The sequence below is a fragment of the Neisseria sp. WLZKY-1 genome, from assembly GCF_046546535.1.
GTDB lineage: Bacteria > Pseudomonadota > Gammaproteobacteria > Burkholderiales > Neisseriaceae > Neisseria.
Genome location: NZ_JBKGTW010000048.1, coordinates 1 through 14754, shown reverse-complemented (window position 1 = coordinate 14754; position 14754 = coordinate 1). Strand labels below are relative to the sequence as shown.

The 14754-nt window shown below is 55.8% G+C and carries 13 protein-coding genes and 4 pseudogenes; 9 read left to right on the top strand and 8 right to left on the bottom strand.

From position 1 onward, the window contains the following. Window positions 1-281: 281 nt before the first annotated feature. Entirely contained in the window at window positions 282-1400 is a 1119-nt protein-coding gene (locus tag ACLD9W_RS10415; protein ID WP_410841955.1) for an acyltransferase, read from the top strand. 26 nt (window positions 1401-1426) lie between these two features. Here ACLD9W_RS10415 and ACLD9W_RS10410 read toward each other — a convergent pair. The 3 pseudogenes from ACLD9W_RS10410 to ACLD9W_RS10400 form a co-directional block, all read right to left on the bottom strand. Further along, window positions 1427-2107: pseudogene (locus ACLD9W_RS10410) on the bottom strand (IS1595 family transposase). Window positions 2108-2394: 287 nt separating this feature from the next. Beyond that, window positions 2395-2790: pseudogene (locus ACLD9W_RS10405) on the bottom strand (transposase); the annotation flags it as partial. Between the two features lie 104 nt (window positions 2791-2894). Beyond that, window positions 2895-3506 (bottom strand): annotated as a pseudogene (locus ACLD9W_RS10400) (transposase); the annotation flags it as partial. A 302-nt stretch (window positions 3507-3808) separates the two neighbouring features. On the opposite strand from ACLD9W_RS10400, the pseudogene ACLD9W_RS10395 reads away from it, so the two are divergent. Then, a pseudogene (locus ACLD9W_RS10395) lies at window positions 3809-3922 on the top strand (IS1595 family transposase); the annotation flags it as partial. 204 nt (window positions 3923-4126) lie between these two features. On the opposite strand, the gene rsmI reads toward ACLD9W_RS10395, so the two are convergent. After that, window positions 4127-4999: a 16S rRNA (cytidine(1402)-2'-O)-methyltransferase gene (gene rsmI / locus ACLD9W_RS10390; RefSeq protein ID WP_410841954.1), complete on the bottom strand. Its 873-nt coding sequence runs from the start codon at window positions 4997-4999 to the stop codon at window positions 4127-4129. A 268-nt stretch (window positions 5000-5267) separates the two neighbouring features. Here rsmI and ACLD9W_RS10385 point away from each other — a divergent pair, with 268 nt between their 5' ends. From ACLD9W_RS10385 to ACLD9W_RS10370, 4 genes are all read left to right on the top strand, one after another. Continuing rightward, window positions 5268-5615: a YraN family protein gene (locus ACLD9W_RS10385; RefSeq protein WP_410841953.1), complete on the top strand. Its 348-nt coding sequence runs from the start codon at window positions 5268-5270 to the stop codon at window positions 5613-5615. 4 nt (window positions 5616-5619) lie between these two features. Further along, the gene (locus ACLD9W_RS10380) at window positions 5620-6213 is read left to right on the top strand and encodes a phosphoheptose isomerase (protein WP_410841952.1); all 594 of its coding nucleotides are present in this window, start codon (window positions 5620-5622) and stop codon (window positions 6211-6213) included. A 79-nt stretch (window positions 6214-6292) separates the two neighbouring features. Beyond that, complete coding sequence (locus ACLD9W_RS10375; protein ID WP_410841951.1) at window positions 6293-6631, top strand: hypothetical protein; 339 nt, start codon at window positions 6293-6295, stop codon at window positions 6629-6631. 74 nt (window positions 6632-6705) lie between these two features. Then, window positions 6706-7848: a class I SAM-dependent RNA methyltransferase gene (locus ACLD9W_RS10370; protein ID WP_410841950.1), complete on the top strand. Its 1143-nt coding sequence runs from the start codon at window positions 6706-6708 to the stop codon at window positions 7846-7848. A 152-nt stretch (window positions 7849-8000) separates the two neighbouring features. Here ACLD9W_RS10370 and proB read toward each other — a convergent pair whose 3' ends face one another. The 4 genes from proB to ACLD9W_RS10350 form a co-directional block, all read right to left on the bottom strand. After that, a complete protein-coding gene (proB, locus tag ACLD9W_RS10365; protein ID WP_410841949.1) occupies window positions 8001-9122 on the bottom strand; it encodes a glutamate 5-kinase in 1122 nt (373 codons plus the stop codon). 45 nt (window positions 9123-9167) lie between these two features. Then, window positions 9168-9467, bottom strand: a complete 300-nt coding sequence (locus ACLD9W_RS10360; RefSeq protein ID WP_410841948.1) for a DUF2818 family protein — start codon at window positions 9465-9467, stop codon at window positions 9168-9170. Window positions 9468-9522: 55 nt separating this feature from the next. Further along, window positions 9523-9885: a hypothetical protein gene (locus ACLD9W_RS10355; protein ID WP_410841947.1), complete on the bottom strand. Its 363-nt coding sequence runs from the start codon at window positions 9883-9885 to the stop codon at window positions 9523-9525. A 119-nt stretch (window positions 9886-10004) separates the two neighbouring features. Then, window positions 10005-10835, bottom strand: coding sequence for a CbrC family protein (locus tag ACLD9W_RS10350; protein WP_410841946.1), 831 nt, complete (start codon window positions 10833-10835; stop codon window positions 10005-10007). 265 nt (window positions 10836-11100) lie between these two features. On the opposite strand from ACLD9W_RS10350, the gene fabI reads away from it, so the two are divergent. From fabI to ACLD9W_RS10335, 3 genes are all read left to right on the top strand, one after another. Beyond that, window positions 11101-11883 carry an enoyl-ACP reductase FabI gene (gene fabI / locus ACLD9W_RS10345; RefSeq protein ID WP_410841945.1) on the top strand — a complete coding sequence of 261 codons (783 nt, stop codon included), beginning with the start codon at window positions 11101-11103 and terminating at the stop codon, window positions 11881-11883. A gap of 70 nt (window positions 11884-11953) precedes the next feature. Further along, window positions 11954-12796, top strand: coding sequence for a 3-deoxy-8-phosphooctulonate synthase (gene kdsA, locus ACLD9W_RS10340; RefSeq protein WP_410841944.1), 843 nt, complete (start codon window positions 11954-11956; stop codon window positions 12794-12796). A 155-nt stretch (window positions 12797-12951) separates the two neighbouring features. Then, a complete protein-coding gene (locus ACLD9W_RS10335) occupies window positions 12952-14373 on the top strand; it encodes a tetratricopeptide repeat protein (protein WP_410841943.1) in 1422 nt (473 codons plus the stop codon). The last annotated feature ends 381 nt before the right edge of the window (window positions 14374-14754 follow it).

Genomic DNA, 14754 nt, shown 5'->3' with positions numbered 1-14754 from the left:
AAAAGATTGCGATGCGTTGTGAAAAGACGGATGAATCTTTTGCTGCCAACATTTATCTGGTTGCTACGGTTTTAAGGCTGGCTTGAATGTCAACAGACCCTAGACAACCAGCAAACTTCAAGTTAATATTATTTCTAAAGAAACAGTAATTATCGCCAGTAAAAAATAGGGGATTATCTTAATTTTTATTTGCCTATCCTGATTAAACAGAATAGCCACATAATTATGCAGATAACCTTATACTTAATTTATTCACATTATGTAACCATGGAAACAACAAAATGAATCTATTAAAAAATTTTATCGTAGACTTGAAAAAATTTAAGTTGCTTGGGAGCGTTCTTTATATAGAAGGCATCGGGATAGTCTTAGGTCAAAATGCTAAAGAATATAGTGACATTAACTACCAGTTAATCATTAAAAATTCAACTAACAGCTATGTAAAACCCTTAGCTAAAGCACATCATGAGGAACTCACTGCACAGTATTCTAAAGATCCGAATATTTCTTATGATAAGTGTTGGTTTGCCACACTAAATTATAAAGGTGTCGACATTACCGACATCCCTGTAGGGAATTATGAACTTTTCTTAAAAATAATAGTAAACGGCATAGAAGAAATCATTAGCTTACAAACTAAAAACGAAATAAATATTGATAATGCCCTTTTTACTTTTAAAGTCAATAATGCTGGCAATAAATTTATTATAAAAGAAAAATTAAAAGGCGATATTGCCTATTGCCAATATAGTGATGAAAAATTAAAAATTGTGGGGTGTTATCAAGACGAATATAATAATTTTATTCAAGCGCCATCTAATTTAAATAATGTACATGTTCGTTTTTTTGGTAAAAACAATCGTGTAATCCTGCATAAAAATTCAAACCTCAAAAATACTTTTATTGAATTTAAAGGAAGTAATGCTACTATCGTAATAGGAGAAAGAGCAGGTATTTTCGGTATGTTCCGATTAGGATTTGGTTGTAAAATTGAAATAGGAAATGGAACAACAAGTACCAATGGTGTCTATATGACCTGTGCTGAAAGTACAAGTATCACTATTGGGGATGATTGCATGTTCGCCACTAATAACCAAATTCGAACAGATGATGCTCATGCAATTTATGATGCTGACACTGGTAAACGCATTAATTTCTCGAAAGATATTGTAATTGGCAATCATGTTTGGGTTGCATATGGAGCAACTATCTTAGGCGGAAGTCGTATTGGTGATGGTTCGGTTATTGGCGCTTTCTCATTACTGAAAAAACCAGTCCCAAATAATTGTATTGCAGCAGGCGTTCCGGCAAAAGTAATCAGAGAAAATATTATTTGGGAGCGACCGCTACTGCTGAATGCTGAAGATGAAAATAGTTTTTTACTTGCTAAGGGTTTCTAATAAAATAGGGGCTTAGGAAGCAAAAATCATTTTAAAGGATCATTCCGCAACATTTTCAGCAGTACTTTGTACAAATTATCATGCCTGTGATTGAAGCGAAATTCAGTTTCTTTCAGATGCAAGTAAAACGTATGTTTTGCTACGCCATGAAACTGTATCAGACGGTGTTTCGCATAACTCTAAAACGACTCAATACCGTTAATGTGTTGCGCTCCACGAGCAAACTCATTTTGCCCGTGATACACCCTAAAATGCTTTGCAAATCCCATATCAATCAAACCGTGATAACCGCGCCATCCGTCAGTATTGATGACGCTCTCAATGGAGATATGGCCGCGTATAACCTTTTGTAGCGTGGCTTTGGAGGCATCGGGGACGATTTCCGTATAGACCTTGTCGCCTCGTTTAAGTACCCCAAAGACGATGGTTTTGCCACTGGCACCGCGACCACGTTTGCCACGAATACGCTTCGCACCAAAGTAGGATTCGTCAAGTTCAACAACGCCATCAAAAGGAGTTAGCTGCTCACATTCAGCAGCTAACCGTTGCCGTAATTTTAAGAATAGCGTGTTGATACTTCTGACACTGATGCCGGTTAATCTGGCAGTATCGGAAGCAGTCAAATCCAAGGCAAATAGCCGTAGAATTTGACGAAATTGTGGTTCAGAAATTTTGCTGAACTTTTGATACTTGTTTTTTAATTTTATTTCAGAAGATTATCACTGTTTTTGGTGATTTTGCTTCCTAAGCCCCTAAAATATAACCAAACCTATCTTTTCCTACCCTGCGTAACGATTTAGGATATTGGTTTAAATCAAACCCCCTTCTTCCTCTCATCTCAAAGGCCGAGACCTTTGCAAAAAAGCCCTTCCTTCGACAGCCGGAACCCAAACACAGGTTTTCGGCTGTTTTCGCCCCCAATACCTCCTGATTTTACCCAAATACCCCCTTAATCCTCCCCGGACGCCCCATAATAAGGCATCCGGGCCGCCTTTTAGGCGGCAGCAGACACACTTAGCCTGTTAGCCGCTTTCAACAGGTTTAAACACATCGCCTTCAGATGGCTTTGTGCGCTCACTTTGAGCAGACCAAAATAGGCTGCCCGGGCGTAGCGGAATTTACGGTGCAGCGTACCAAAGCTTTGTTCGACCACATACCGGGTCTTCGACAAATATCGGTTACGTTTGGTTTGCGCTTCCGTCAGCGGACGGTTGCGGTGGGCTTTGCGCATAATGCCGTCCTGTAGCCGATGCTCTTCCAGATGTTGCCGGTTTTCCTTGCTGTCGTAGCCTTTGTCGGCATAGACGGCCGTACCTTCGGCTATCCCTTCCGGCAAAGGCGACAGGTGGTTGCACTCATGGGTATTGGCTGGGGTGATGTGCAGTTTCTCGATATATAGTGAGCCAAAATAAAAAAGATACAAGGCAGCAAGCCGCAGACAGTATGAGTAATACGGCAAGGTGCAGCAATGCCGTATATTTTTTATTTTGGTTCACTATAGCCTTCTTCATCGGTGCGGGTATGTTGTTTGTAACCGAGTTTGTAGAGGCCGTTTTTCTTTGTCCAACGGGCATCTTTATCTTTGCTCGGTGTGGTTTGGCCGCTGACTTGTCCTTCGTCATCAACTTCTATGGCTTGACGCTGTTTGCTGCCGGCGGTCTGAATAATGGTGGCGTCAATGACGGCCGCAGATGCTTTCTCTACTTTTAGGCCTTTTTCGGTCAGTTGGCGGTTAATCAGTTTCAGCAATTCGGACAGGGTCTTGTCTTGCGCCAGCCAGTTGCGGTAGCGGCATAAGGTGCTGTAATCGGGGATGCTCAGTTCGTCAAAACGGCAAAACAGGTTGAAATCGATGCGGGTGATGAGGCTGTGTTCGAGTTCGGGATCGGAGAGGCTGTGCCATTGTCCGAGTAGGACGGCTTTGAACATGGATAGCAGTGGATAGGCGGGACGGCCGCGGTGGTCTCGAAGGTAACGGGTTCTTTGACGATTCAGGTACTGTTCGATCGGCTGCCAATCAATCACTTGATCCAACTTCAATAGTGGGAAGCGGTCGATGTGTTTGGCAATCATGGCTTGTGCGGTTTGCCGGAAGAAGGTGCTCATGATAAATCCCCTAAATGTCTTGGTGGTAATTTAGGGGATTTTGGGGGGATTTTGCAAAGGTCTCGGGCAACCTGTTTGTGTTTGAAGAGCATCCCGATTTGAGCATCCCAAACACCACCAATCTGCTTGATGGCGCATTTGCCGGATTAAAGCGGCATTTGGAGTGCCATCACGGCATGCGGATGGCAAATAATGTTCGCTTTATTAAAGATTGTTTCTCTATCTCTAGTGATGAGTAGCACCTTTTTTGTCCTATAGCAGACTGGTTCTCGAAAATAGCACCTTTTTTGTCCTATATGCCAGCAAAACATACGTTTTACTTGCATCTGAAAGAAACTGAATTTCGCTTCAATCACAGGCATGATGATTTGTACAAAGTACTGCTGAAAATGTTGCGGAATGTTCCTTTAAAATGATTTTTGCTTCCTAAGCCCCAACAAAAATATCCAATATAAAAATTGTTCAAAAAACAAACAGTCGGACATCACTTTTCCAGATGCCGTTTAATGTTCGCCCACACCTTTTCTATTGGGTTCAACTCAGACGAGTACGGTAGTAGGGGGCTTCTTCCCTCTGCGCCATTTCACGTAATGCAGAGGCAACAACATCCAACTCCCAAATCACCGCTGCTTCAAAACCAGTGCGGCCTCATACAGCGCTTTTTTTCCTTCGCCTGTAATCTGTGAAGCCAGTGCTGCCGCCTGTTTTGTAGGCAGTTCGTCGGCAAGGATGCGGAGCACATGCAGGGTGGCGTCAGACAGTTCAGAGGTTTTTTCCCGCGCGGCGGGGTAGAGGATCAATACTATTTCGCCGCGCATTTGGTTGGCGTCTTCGCGCAAGGCCGTCTGAATGTCGTTTACCGTGCCGCACAAAAAGGTTTCGAAGGTTTTGGTCAGCTCGCGCGCCAGTGTCAGGCGGCGTTCCGGGAAGGCGGCGGCCATGTCGGCGAGGGTGTCGGCAATGCGGTGCGGTGTTTCAAACATTACGACGGGATAATCCGCCGCCTGCCATGCGGCGAACAGTTTGCTGCGTTCGGTGGTTTTCGGCGGCAGAAAACCGTTGAAATAAAAGTCGGACTCGGTGACGCCCGCCGCGCTGAGGGCAGCCATCACTGCGCTAGCGCCGGGCACGGGGACAACTTTGTAACCGGCCGCGCGGACGTGCTCCGCCAGCCGCGCACCCGGGTCGCACACGGCGGGCGTACCCGCGTCGGACACCTGGGCGACGATGAGGCCGTCTGAAAGGGCGGAAACGATTTTTTCCGCCATCTGCCGCTCGTTGTGTTCGCGCACGCTGAGAAGCTTGGCCTGTATGCCGTAGGCGGCGAGCAGGCGGGCGGTGACGCGGGTGTCTTCGGCGCAGACAAGGTCGGCGCGTTGCAGCACTGCCAGCGCGCGCAGGGTGATGTCGGCCAGGTTGCCGATGGGCGTGGCGACGACATACAGCGCGGATTCGAGGCTGTCGGCGGCTTTTTGCAGGTGTTTTTGCAGCATGGTTTTCGTCCGTGGGGAAACGGCGCATTGTATAGTGAAACAAAATAGGAAAGATATAAGGCAGCAAACCGCAGATAGTATGGGTAATACGGGGCAGGTTTTCTTGGCATTTTTAATGCCGTAGAAAACCGCCCTCTGTGAGCTAAGGCGCAGCAACGCCGTAGATTTTTGTGTTGACTCACTATAGCTTTCAGACGGCCTGTTTGCAGCAGACCACGTTGTCCCGTAACATTCGGGCCGTCTGAAAACCTCTGATTCGGGAAAACGAATGCGCCTGAACCATCCCCAAGGGCAGGCCGCCGAAGATGCGGCGCTGGCCTTTCTGCAAGGGCAGGGCTGCCGCCTGATCGAGCGCAACCGGCACTGTCCGCACGGCGAAATCGATCTGATTATGGAATCCGGCGGCGTGCTGCTGTTTGTTGAAGTAAAATACCGCAAATCCGTAGCATTCGGCGGCGCGGCCTACAGCATCACGCCGGCCAAACTCGCCAAGCTGCAAAAAAGCGCCGAACTGTATTTGCAACAGCACCCGAAACGCGGCCGCACCTGCCGCATCGACGCCGTACTGATCGAAGGAAACGCCGCCCCCGTCTGGCTGCAAAACATCACAGGATAAACCCATGACCACATTGGAAGAGCGCGTCCGCGCCCATTTTGACGAAAGCATCGCCACCAAGCGGCAGGCTGCCGAAGTATTGGCCGAACCCACCGCCGCCGCCGCGCAAATGCTGCTCGAATGTCTGATGAACGACGGCAAAATCCTCGTCTGCGGCAACGGCGGCTCGGCGGCCGACGCCCAACACTTCGCCGCCGAACTCACCGGCCGTTTCGAGAAAGAGCGCATGGAACTGGCCGCCCTTGCCCTCACCACCGACACCTCCGCCCTCACCGCCATCGGCAACGACTACGGTTTCGAACACATATTCAGCAAACAAGTCCGCGCCCTCGGCCGCCCCGGCGACGTGCTGTTGGGCATCTCCACTTCGGGCAACTCCGCCAACGTTATCGAAGCCGTCAAAGCCGCACACGAGCGCGACATGCGCATCCTCGCCTTTACCGGCCGCGACGGCGGCAAAATCGCCGCCATGCTGGGCGACAACGACATCCTGCTCAACGTTCCCCACCCGCGCACCGCCCGCATCCAGGAAACCCACATCCTCCTCGTCCACGCCCTGTGCGACTGCATCGACACCATGCTGATGGAAGGCATGTAACCCGTCATTCAGAGGCCGTCTGAAAGCCAAACTTCAACGAAGTTAAAATCTTTCAGACGGCCTGTAAGAGCCGACAGCCATGAAAAAAACACTCCTCGCCGCCCTGCTCCTGTTTCTCGGTTTCACCCCGTCCGCCGACGCCCGTGACGCCCACGACGGCGAAGAAACCCGCCACTACCTCGGCATCGTCTACCCCAAACAACGCAACCGCCCCGTCGTTTTCTACGACGAAATCAGCGGCGAGCGCGCCCGCGAAGTACAAAAACAAGGCGAACCCTCCTGCTACACCGTCACCTACCGCAACGGCCGCCCCGTCAGATTCGCCAAAATCCTGCGCCGTGAAAAAGTGTCCGAAGGCGAAATCCTCTACGACGCAAACGGCCAACCCGCAGGCATCCGCGTCACCGCCGCCCAATAACCCCCGCCGCACAGGCCGTCCCCGCCCTAGCGGGATAACGTTTTGGCAACCCGCCGCCACAGAAAACCCGTCCCATGACCGATTACACCCTCTTCGCCACCTGCCCGCGCGGCCTCGAAACCGTTCTCGCGCAAGAACTCGCCGACCAAGGCTGCACACACATCCAAGCCGCCGACGGCGGCGTATCCTGCCAAGGCGGCCTCGAACAAATCTACCGCGCCAACCTCCATTCCCGCACCGCCTCCCGCGTCCTCGTCCGCCTAGCCCACGGCGCATACCGCAGCGAAAACGACATCTACCGCCTCGCCCGCAACATCCCCTGGCACGAATGGTTTTCAGACGGCCACACCATAAAAGTCCACAGCGAAGGCCGCCGCGCTGCCGTCAAAAGCCTCGACTTCGTCAGCCTCAAAACCAAAGACGCCCTCTGCGACCACTTCCGCGAACAGAGCGGCCGCCGCCCCTCCGTCGACAAACACAATCCCGACATCCGCATCCGCCTCTTCCTCGACGACAAAAGCGCGCAAATCTTCCTCGACACCAGCGGCGAAGCCCTCTTCAAACGCGGCTACCGCCAAGACACCGGCGAAGCCCCCCTGCGCGAAAACCTCGCCGCCGGCCTCCTCCTGCTTGCCGGCTACGACGGCACACAACCCTTCCAAGACCCCTTCTGCGGCAGCGGTACCATCGCTATCGAAGCCGCCTGGATCGCCCTCAACCGCGCCCCCGGCCTCATGCGCCGCTTCGGTTTTGAAAAACTGGCCAAGCACGACCCGGCCCTATGGGCAGACCTCAAAACCCAAGCCCGCGCCCAAAGCAAAAACAGGCCGTCTGAAAGCATCGCCGCCGGCGACAACGACCGCGCCATGACCCGCGCCGCCCTCACCAACGCCCGCGCCGCCGAAGCCGACATGTTCATCGACATCGCCACCTGCGACGCGCAGGACGCCCGCCCCAACGGCGCAAACGGCATCATGCTTTCCAACCCGCCCTACGGCGTGCGCCTGGCCGAAATCCAAACCCTGCACGCCCTCTACCCGCAACTGGGCAGCTGGCTCAAACAACACTACGCAGGCTGGCGCATCGGCATGTTCACCGGCGACCGCGACATGCCCAAAATCATGCGCCTCACCCCCAAACGCAAAATCCCCCTCTACAACGGCAAACTCGACTGCCGCCTCTTCCTCCTCGACATGGTGGCGGGCAGCAACCGCTGAATGCTTGTTTGGAACAAAAGGCCGTCTGAAAGCAGAAAACACGTTTTCAGACGGCCTTTTATTCAGTCCGCAAGTTTGAAGGGAGACAGACAGGAGAGAGGCCGTCTGAAAAACAATTTTTCAGACGGCCTCTTGCCTTTTGCACGGTGGATTTACCAGTGCGCCATATTGTCGCGGTGGACGAGTTCTTCTTCCCAGACGTAGCCGAGTTTGGCGGCAATGTGTTCGGACGGGGTTTTCAGGATGCGTTCGGTTTCGCCGCTACCGTAGTTGGCGAGGCCGCGGGCGATTTCGTGGCCGTCGGCGTTGCAGATGGCGACAAGTTCGCCGCGGTGGAAGCTGCCTTCGACGGCGGTGCAGCCGACGGGCAGCAGGCTGCTGTGTTTTTCGACAAGGGCGGTTACGGCGCCGGCGTCGACGGTGATTTTTCCGGCGGGACGGATGTGGCCGAGCAGCCATTGTTTGCGGGCGGCGATGCGGTTTTGGCTGCTGGTAAAAAGCGTGCCGATGCTTTCGCCGTCTGCCAGGCGCAGGAGGACGTCGGCTTCACGGCCGGAGGCGACGACGGTGGCGGCGCCGCCCAAGGCGGCGCGTTTGGCGGCGCGCACTTTGGTGTACATGCCGCCCGTGCCGATGCCGCTGCCCGCGCCGCCCGCCATGTTTTCGAGTTCGGGGTGGTCGGCGGCGATGCAGGCGATGAATTGCGCCTGCGGGTTTTTGCGCGGGTCGCTGTCGTAGAGGCCGCGCTGGTCGGTGAGGATGACGAGGGCGTCGGCGTCGATAAGGTTGGCGACGAGGGCGGCCAGGGTGTCGTTGTCACCGAGTTTGATTTCGTCGGTGGTGACGGTGTCGTTTTCGTTGATGACGGGGACGATGCCTTTGTCCAGCAGGGTTTTGAGGGTGCTGCGGGCGTTGAGGTAGCGGGTGCGGCTGCTGAGGTCTTCGTGGGTGAGGAGGATTTGCGCGGTGTGGATGCCGTGCGGGCGGAAGGCGGCTTCGTAGGCTTGGGCGATGCCTGTCTGGCCGACGGCGGCGGCGGCCTGGAGTTCGTTGAGGGCGGTGGGGCGGCGCGGCCAGCCGAGGCGTTTGATGCCTTCGGCGATGGCGCCGCTGGAAACGAAGACGATGCGGATGCCGCGCTGTTTGAGGGCGGCGATTTGCGATGCCCAACGGTTGAGGGCGTCTTGGTCGATGCCGCGCCCTTCGGCGGTGACGAGGCTGGAGCCGGCTTTGACGACGATCAGGCGGGCTTGGGCGATGTTGGGGTTTTCCATGTTTTCTCCTTTGTTTGTATTTTTCAGACGGCCTGAAAGAAGGGATTACTGTTTGTCGCGCTCCTGCCAGAAATAACGCCAGACGAAGCCGGGGAAGGCGGCGACGAGGAACAGGCAGGCGCAGACGGCATAAAATTCCCAGCCCTGCGAGTGGACGCTGCCGGCGCGGCTTTCGAGCAGGCGGGCGAGCGCGCCGGTGAGAGCGAAGGCGGCGGCCAGTTCGAGTAGGTGGTGTCCGGCGTGTTTGCGCGGCAGGGCTTTGACGCCGAACAGGCGCGTGCTGAGGAAGGGCAGGTTGGCCAGGATGAGGGCGAGGGCGATGAGGGTGTACATGGGGGCGGTCATGATGTGTCCGTGTTGTTTCGGGGGTTGGCGTGGCGGCTGCGGCCTTTCTGGCGGGTTAGAGGCTGAAATATTGGAAGTGGAAGCGGTGGCTGCCGTCGGGTTGGCGGTTGAATTCGCCCATAATGTAGCCGATGTGTTCGTTATCCAGAAACAGGGCGCATTCGACCAGATAGCCGCCGTCGATTTCGTCCATATAGAGATACGGTTGGCCGCTGATGATGCGGTCGGCTTCACTCAGGGGGCAGATGTGCAGCCGGGTTTTATCCGGCGCGAAACTAACGCTTTCGTCGATTTCTTCCAACACTTCCGCCCCGATGCCGTAGCGGCTGTCGAGCAGGTCGATATTGCGGGTTTGGTAGGCGGCGAGAAAATCATCAATGGCGCGGTAGCAGGCTGCTTTGTGCGGGTGGGTTGGCATGATGGAGAATCTTGTGGCGGTGGGTTAAGGGATGCCTGAAACAGGCGGGGCGTGCCGGTAATCGGCTTGAAGCGGATTTGCATCCCAAAGCACCGCCGCCAGAATGATGGCAGGCAAACCTAGTCCAAATCAACGTGCAAAACGTGCTGCCCGCAGTGCAGACAGCGGAACAGGCAGCCGACCATGGAGCCGCCGTTGCGGATATAGGGGCGGTCTTCGGGCTCGGGCTGGAAATCCAGCCATTCTATGCCCTCGGCGATGCCTTGCCGCTCCAAGTCTTCCCAGTCGGCATAGCCGACAAAGGCGCAGTAGTCGCCGCAGTGGTCTGCCCATTGCGCTTCCTGCCAGCTTGAATAAGACGGGGTGCGCAGGCAGAGTTCGTCTTGCTGCGCTTTGCTGATTGCCTGCGAAACGTGGTGGCGGATAACAAACGCGCCCTCAAATGCTTCGGCGGCGCGTCCGCTGGCGATGCACTCGGGGCAAAGGGCGTCGATGTCGCCGCAGCTGTAAAAGGGATGGGTATAGAAAACTTGGGTGTCGCGGCCGCAGCAGTCGCAGGAGACGGCTTTTTCCTGCGTGCGGAAAATGCCCGATGCCAGCGGGTCGGGGCAGTATTTGAACTGAGGCAGGGCGGCTTTGAGTTCGGCGGTAACGGGCAGCGGGCGTTCGGTGGGCTGTTTGTCGTCGCCGTAGTGTTCGGCGAGGTTTTTCAGGTAGGCGAAATCGGCGCGGTCTTGCGAGTCTTTGCGGTTGGAGGTCGTTTGAAAATGGGTGAGGGCGGTTTGGTAACGCCCGAGCGCGGCATAGACGCGGGCAAAAGCGCGGTGTTTTTCCGGGCTGTCTGCTGCTGCGGCGATGAGCGGTTCGATTTCGAACATGCGCAGCAGGCGGCTGTTGGGATCGAGTGCGTCGGCTTCTTCGACCAGATTGTTGATGGCATCGGTGTTCACGGCAATTCTTTCGCGGGTAGGAATGCGGTTGCAACTTTGTTGAAGCTTCGTTTTCAGACGGCCTCACTGCCTCTTGGCGCGGCAGTTTGAGGCCGTCTGAAAACTATGCGGTGCGGGCGCATTGTAACTGTTTTTGCCGCATCAGGCCGTCTGAAAAGGCCGTCTGAAACCGTTCTTTCAGCTTTCAGACGGCCTTTTCCCATGCCCGGCAATCTCGGCTATAATCGCGCCCGTTTTTTGACAATCTCACAATAAGGACAAGCAAATGGGCTTTCTGCAAGGTAAAAAAATCCTGATTACCGGCATGATTTCCGAGCGCTCGATCGCCTACGGCATCGCCCGCGCCTGCCGCGAACAGGGTGCGGAACTGGCGTTCACCTATGTGGTGGACAAACTCGAAGAGCGCGTGCGCAAAATGGCCGCCGAGCTCGGTTCGGAGCTGGTGTTCCGCTGCGACGTGCAGAGCGACGCCGAAATTGCCGCCCTGTTTGCCGATTTGGGTAAAGCGTGGGACGGCCTGGACGGCCTGGTTCACGCCATCGCTTTCGCGCCGAAAGAAGCGCTGGACGGCGATTTTCTTGACAGCATCAGCCGCGAAGCCTTCAACACCGCTCACGACGTGTCGGCATACAGCTTGCCCGCGCTGGTGAAAGCCGCCCGCCCGATGATGAAAGGCCGCAACGCCGCCGTCGTCGCCCTTTCCTATCTGGGCGCGGTGCGCGCCGTGCCGAACTACAACGTGATGGGTTTGGCCAAAGCCAGCCTCGAGGCCGCCATCCGCTTCACCGCCGCTTCCGTCGGCCGCGACGGCATCCGCTGCAACGGTATTTCCGCCGGCCCGATTAAAACGCTGGCCGCTTCGGGCATCGCCGATTTCGGCAAACTGCTCAAACATGTTGCCGAACAAAACCCGCTCGGCCGCAACGTTACCATCGAAGAAGTGGGCAATGCCGCCGCCTTCCTGCTGTCCGACCTCTCTTCCGGCATCACCGGCGAGATTACCTATGTCGACGGCGGCTACAGCATTAACGCCCTCTCCGTGGTGTAACCCGTCCGACTGGCGGCGCAGGCATCGTCCCGCGCCGTTTTTTGTCCCCGCATTACGAAAAGAAAACGCCATGACCGTCTCCATCAACGGCATCACCGTCTCCAACACCGCCCCCTTCGTCCTCTTCGGCGGCCTCAACGTTCTCGAAGACCTCGATTCCACCCTCTTTGCCTGCGAAAAATACGTCGAAACCACCCGCAAACTCGGCATTCCCTATGTTTTCAAAGCCTCCTTCGACAAGGCCAACCGCTCGTCCGTCCACTCCTACCGCGGCGTCGGCCTCGACAAAGGCATGGAAATCTTCGCCGCCGTGAAACGCGAGTTCGGCGTGCCCGTTATCACCGACGTGCACGAACCCCACCAGTGCGCGCCCGTTGCCGAAGTGTGTGACGTGCTGCAACTGCCCGCCTTCCTCGCCCGCCAAACCGACCTCGTGCAGGCGATGGCCGCCACCGGCCGCGTCATCAACGTCAAAAAACCCCAGTTCCTCAGCCCCTCGCAGATGAAAAACATCGTCGAAAAATTCAAAGAAGCGGGCAACGGCCAACTGATTTTGTGCGAACGCGGCAGCAGCTTCGGCTACGACAACCTCGTCGTCGACATGCTCGGCTTCGGCGTGATGAAAAAAGCCAATCCCGACGTGCCCGTCATTTTCGACGTCACCCACGCCCTGCAAACCCGCGATTCCGGCTCGGCCGCATCGGGCGGCCGCCGCGCGCAGGTGCTCGATCTCGCGCTCGCGGGCATGGCTGTCGGCCTCGCCGGCCTGTTCCTCGAAGCCCACCCCGACCCCGACCGCGCCAAATGCGACGGCCCCAGCGCCCTGCCGCTGGACAAACTGGAAGATTTCCTCGCCCGCGTCAAAGCCGTCGACGACTTGGTCAAATCCTTCCCGCCGCTCGAAATCGGCTGACAAAAGGCCGTTTGAAAAACCGTTTTACAGGTTTTCAGACGGCCTTTTTAACGCGTGCCCGGCCGACATGACGAACAGTTTTCCCGATGGAAAAAAAGCCGGTTATCCGCTAAAATCCGCCGCCATAAAGACACAACAATAAACCCGCCACGTTCATGACCGAAAACGCCGAATCACTCTTCCAGCAGGCACGCCAGCACCTCACCGCCATGCCCACCGACTACGCCGCCGCCCTGCCCCTGTTGGAAAAGGCGGCCGAAGCCGGCCATGCCGAAGCGGCGTTCCAACTGGGCGGCTGCATGCAGTACGGCATGGGCACCGAACCCAACCGCGTACAAGCTACCTACTGGCTGCGCAAAGCCGCCGAAGGCGGCCACACCCCCGCCCGTTACAACCTCGCCCTCCTGCGCGAAGACAACGGCGTCCCCGTCGAAACCGTCATCCCCGCCTATCTCTCACTGGCCGAAGAAGGCCACACCGACGCGCAGGTGCGCGTCATGCACTATTACGCCGAAAAACAACAAGACGAACGCGCCGTTTACTGGGCGCAGCAGGCGGCGAAAAACCACCATCCCCAGGCGCAAATCTTCCTCGCCCGCCACTACCAGCACAGCAAAGTCCCCAACCTGCCCGCCGCACACCGGCTCTACCAGCAGGCCGCCGCGCAAGGCATCGTGTCCGCCCACTGGCAGCTGGCCAACCAGTTCCTGCACGGACAGGGCGTGCCGAAAAACCACAAACAGGCGCTCTACCATCTGCGCATCGCCGCCGATGCCGACGTCGCCCCCGCCCAAGCCGAACTGGGCAAACTCCTACTCGAAGGCCGCTACCTGCCCGCCGATGTCGAAGAAGGCATGAAATGGATCAACAAAGCCGTACGTCAGGAAGACGATGCCGCCTGCGCCTTCATCGCCAAACAATACCTGACGGGCGAACACATCGGCCGCGACTACAAAAAAGCCGCCCTCTACGCTGCCAAAGCCGCCCGCCACAACCAGCCCGACGCCCTCTGCCTGCTCGGCGACATCCGCCAATACGGCCTCGGCATCCAAACCGATCTCGAAAAAGCCCGAGAATACTACGAACACGCCGTCAAATACGGCAGCCTCGTCGCCATGCAACGCCTGCTGATGCTCGACTCGCGCAGCCACGTCGACAACCCCGCCTACAACCAGGAAGTGCTCGAATTCCAGCAGTCGCTCGAACGCAACTACCAATCCGGCTTCGCCCTCCACTACGGCATCGGCGTGGCACAGGATTTCGAAAGTGCCTTCGCCTACTACTCCATGGCCGCCCGCAACGGCCATCCCAAAGCGCAAACCAACCTCGGCATGATGTATTACAACGGCGAAGGCGTCGAAGCCGACGCCAAACAGGCCGCCCGCTGGTTCACCCAGGCCGCCACCCAGGGCGACACCACCGCCCAATACAACCTCGCCTGCCTGCACTACTCCGGCATCGGCGTGCCGCAGGACAGCGAAATCGCCTGCAAATGGCTGCAAACCGCCATCGACAGCGGCCACGACCACCCCGAAGAACTGCGCCGCCTGATGGAAGAATGGCAGGCGCATCCCTGAACCTGAACGCAAAAAGGCCGTCTGAAACCCCCATCCCGTTTTCAGACGGCCTTTTTGCGCCGCAGACCGCCCCGCCCTTTGTCCGAAACTGTCTTTTCCCACCGGCAAACGCGGCAGACAAATTCCCGCCGCCGAAAACGGCGGCCGCTTCCGTTACCGCTACGGCGGTAACAAAGCGCGTCCGAACCGATGCTCTGACCGCCTTTCCCCCGAAATGCTTTGAGGCCGTCTGAAAACTCCGAATGGGGCATATAGGACAAAAAAGGTGCTACTCATCACTAGGGTCTGTTGACATTCAAGCCAGCCTTAAAACCGTAGCAGCCAGATAAATGTTGGCAGCAAAAGATTCATCCGTCTTTTCACAACGCATCGCAATCTTTT

What these genes read in the sequence shown, in the direction of transcription:
- ACLD9W_RS10415 (WP_410841955.1), top strand. Translation starts at nt 282, where the DNA reads ATGAATCTATTAAAAAATTTTATCGTAGACTTGAAAAAATTTAAGTTG.
- rsmI (WP_410841954.1), bottom strand. Translation starts at nt 4,999, where the DNA reads ATGCTGCAAAAACACCTGCAAAAAGCCGCCGACAGCCTCGAATCCGCG.
- ACLD9W_RS10385 (WP_410841953.1), top strand. Translation starts at nt 5,268, where the DNA reads ATGCGCCTGAACCATCCCCAAGGGCAGGCCGCCGAAGATGCGGCGCTG.
- ACLD9W_RS10380 (WP_410841952.1), top strand. Translation starts at nt 5,620, where the DNA reads ATGACCACATTGGAAGAGCGCGTCCGCGCCCATTTTGACGAAAGCATC.
- ACLD9W_RS10375 (WP_410841951.1), top strand. Translation starts at nt 6,293, where the DNA reads ATGAAAAAAACACTCCTCGCCGCCCTGCTCCTGTTTCTCGGTTTCACC.
- ACLD9W_RS10370 (WP_410841950.1), top strand. Translation starts at nt 6,706, where the DNA reads ATGACCGATTACACCCTCTTCGCCACCTGCCCGCGCGGCCTCGAAACC.
- proB (WP_410841949.1), bottom strand. Translation starts at nt 9,122, where the DNA reads ATGGAAAACCCCAACATCGCCCAAGCCCGCCTGATCGTCGTCAAAGCC.
- ACLD9W_RS10360 (WP_410841948.1), bottom strand. Translation starts at nt 9,467, where the DNA reads ATGACCGCCCCCATGTACACCCTCATCGCCCTCGCCCTCATCCTGGCC.
- ACLD9W_RS10355 (WP_410841947.1), bottom strand. Translation starts at nt 9,885, where the DNA reads ATGCCAACCCACCCGCACAAAGCAGCCTGCTACCGCGCCATTGATGAT.
- fabI (WP_410841945.1), top strand. Translation starts at nt 11,101, where the DNA reads ATGGGCTTTCTGCAAGGTAAAAAAATCCTGATTACCGGCATGATTTCC.
- kdsA (WP_410841944.1), top strand. Translation starts at nt 11,954, where the DNA reads ATGACCGTCTCCATCAACGGCATCACCGTCTCCAACACCGCCCCCTTC.
- ACLD9W_RS10335 (WP_410841943.1), top strand. Translation starts at nt 12,952, where the DNA reads ATGACCGAAAACGCCGAATCACTCTTCCAGCAGGCACGCCAGCACCTC.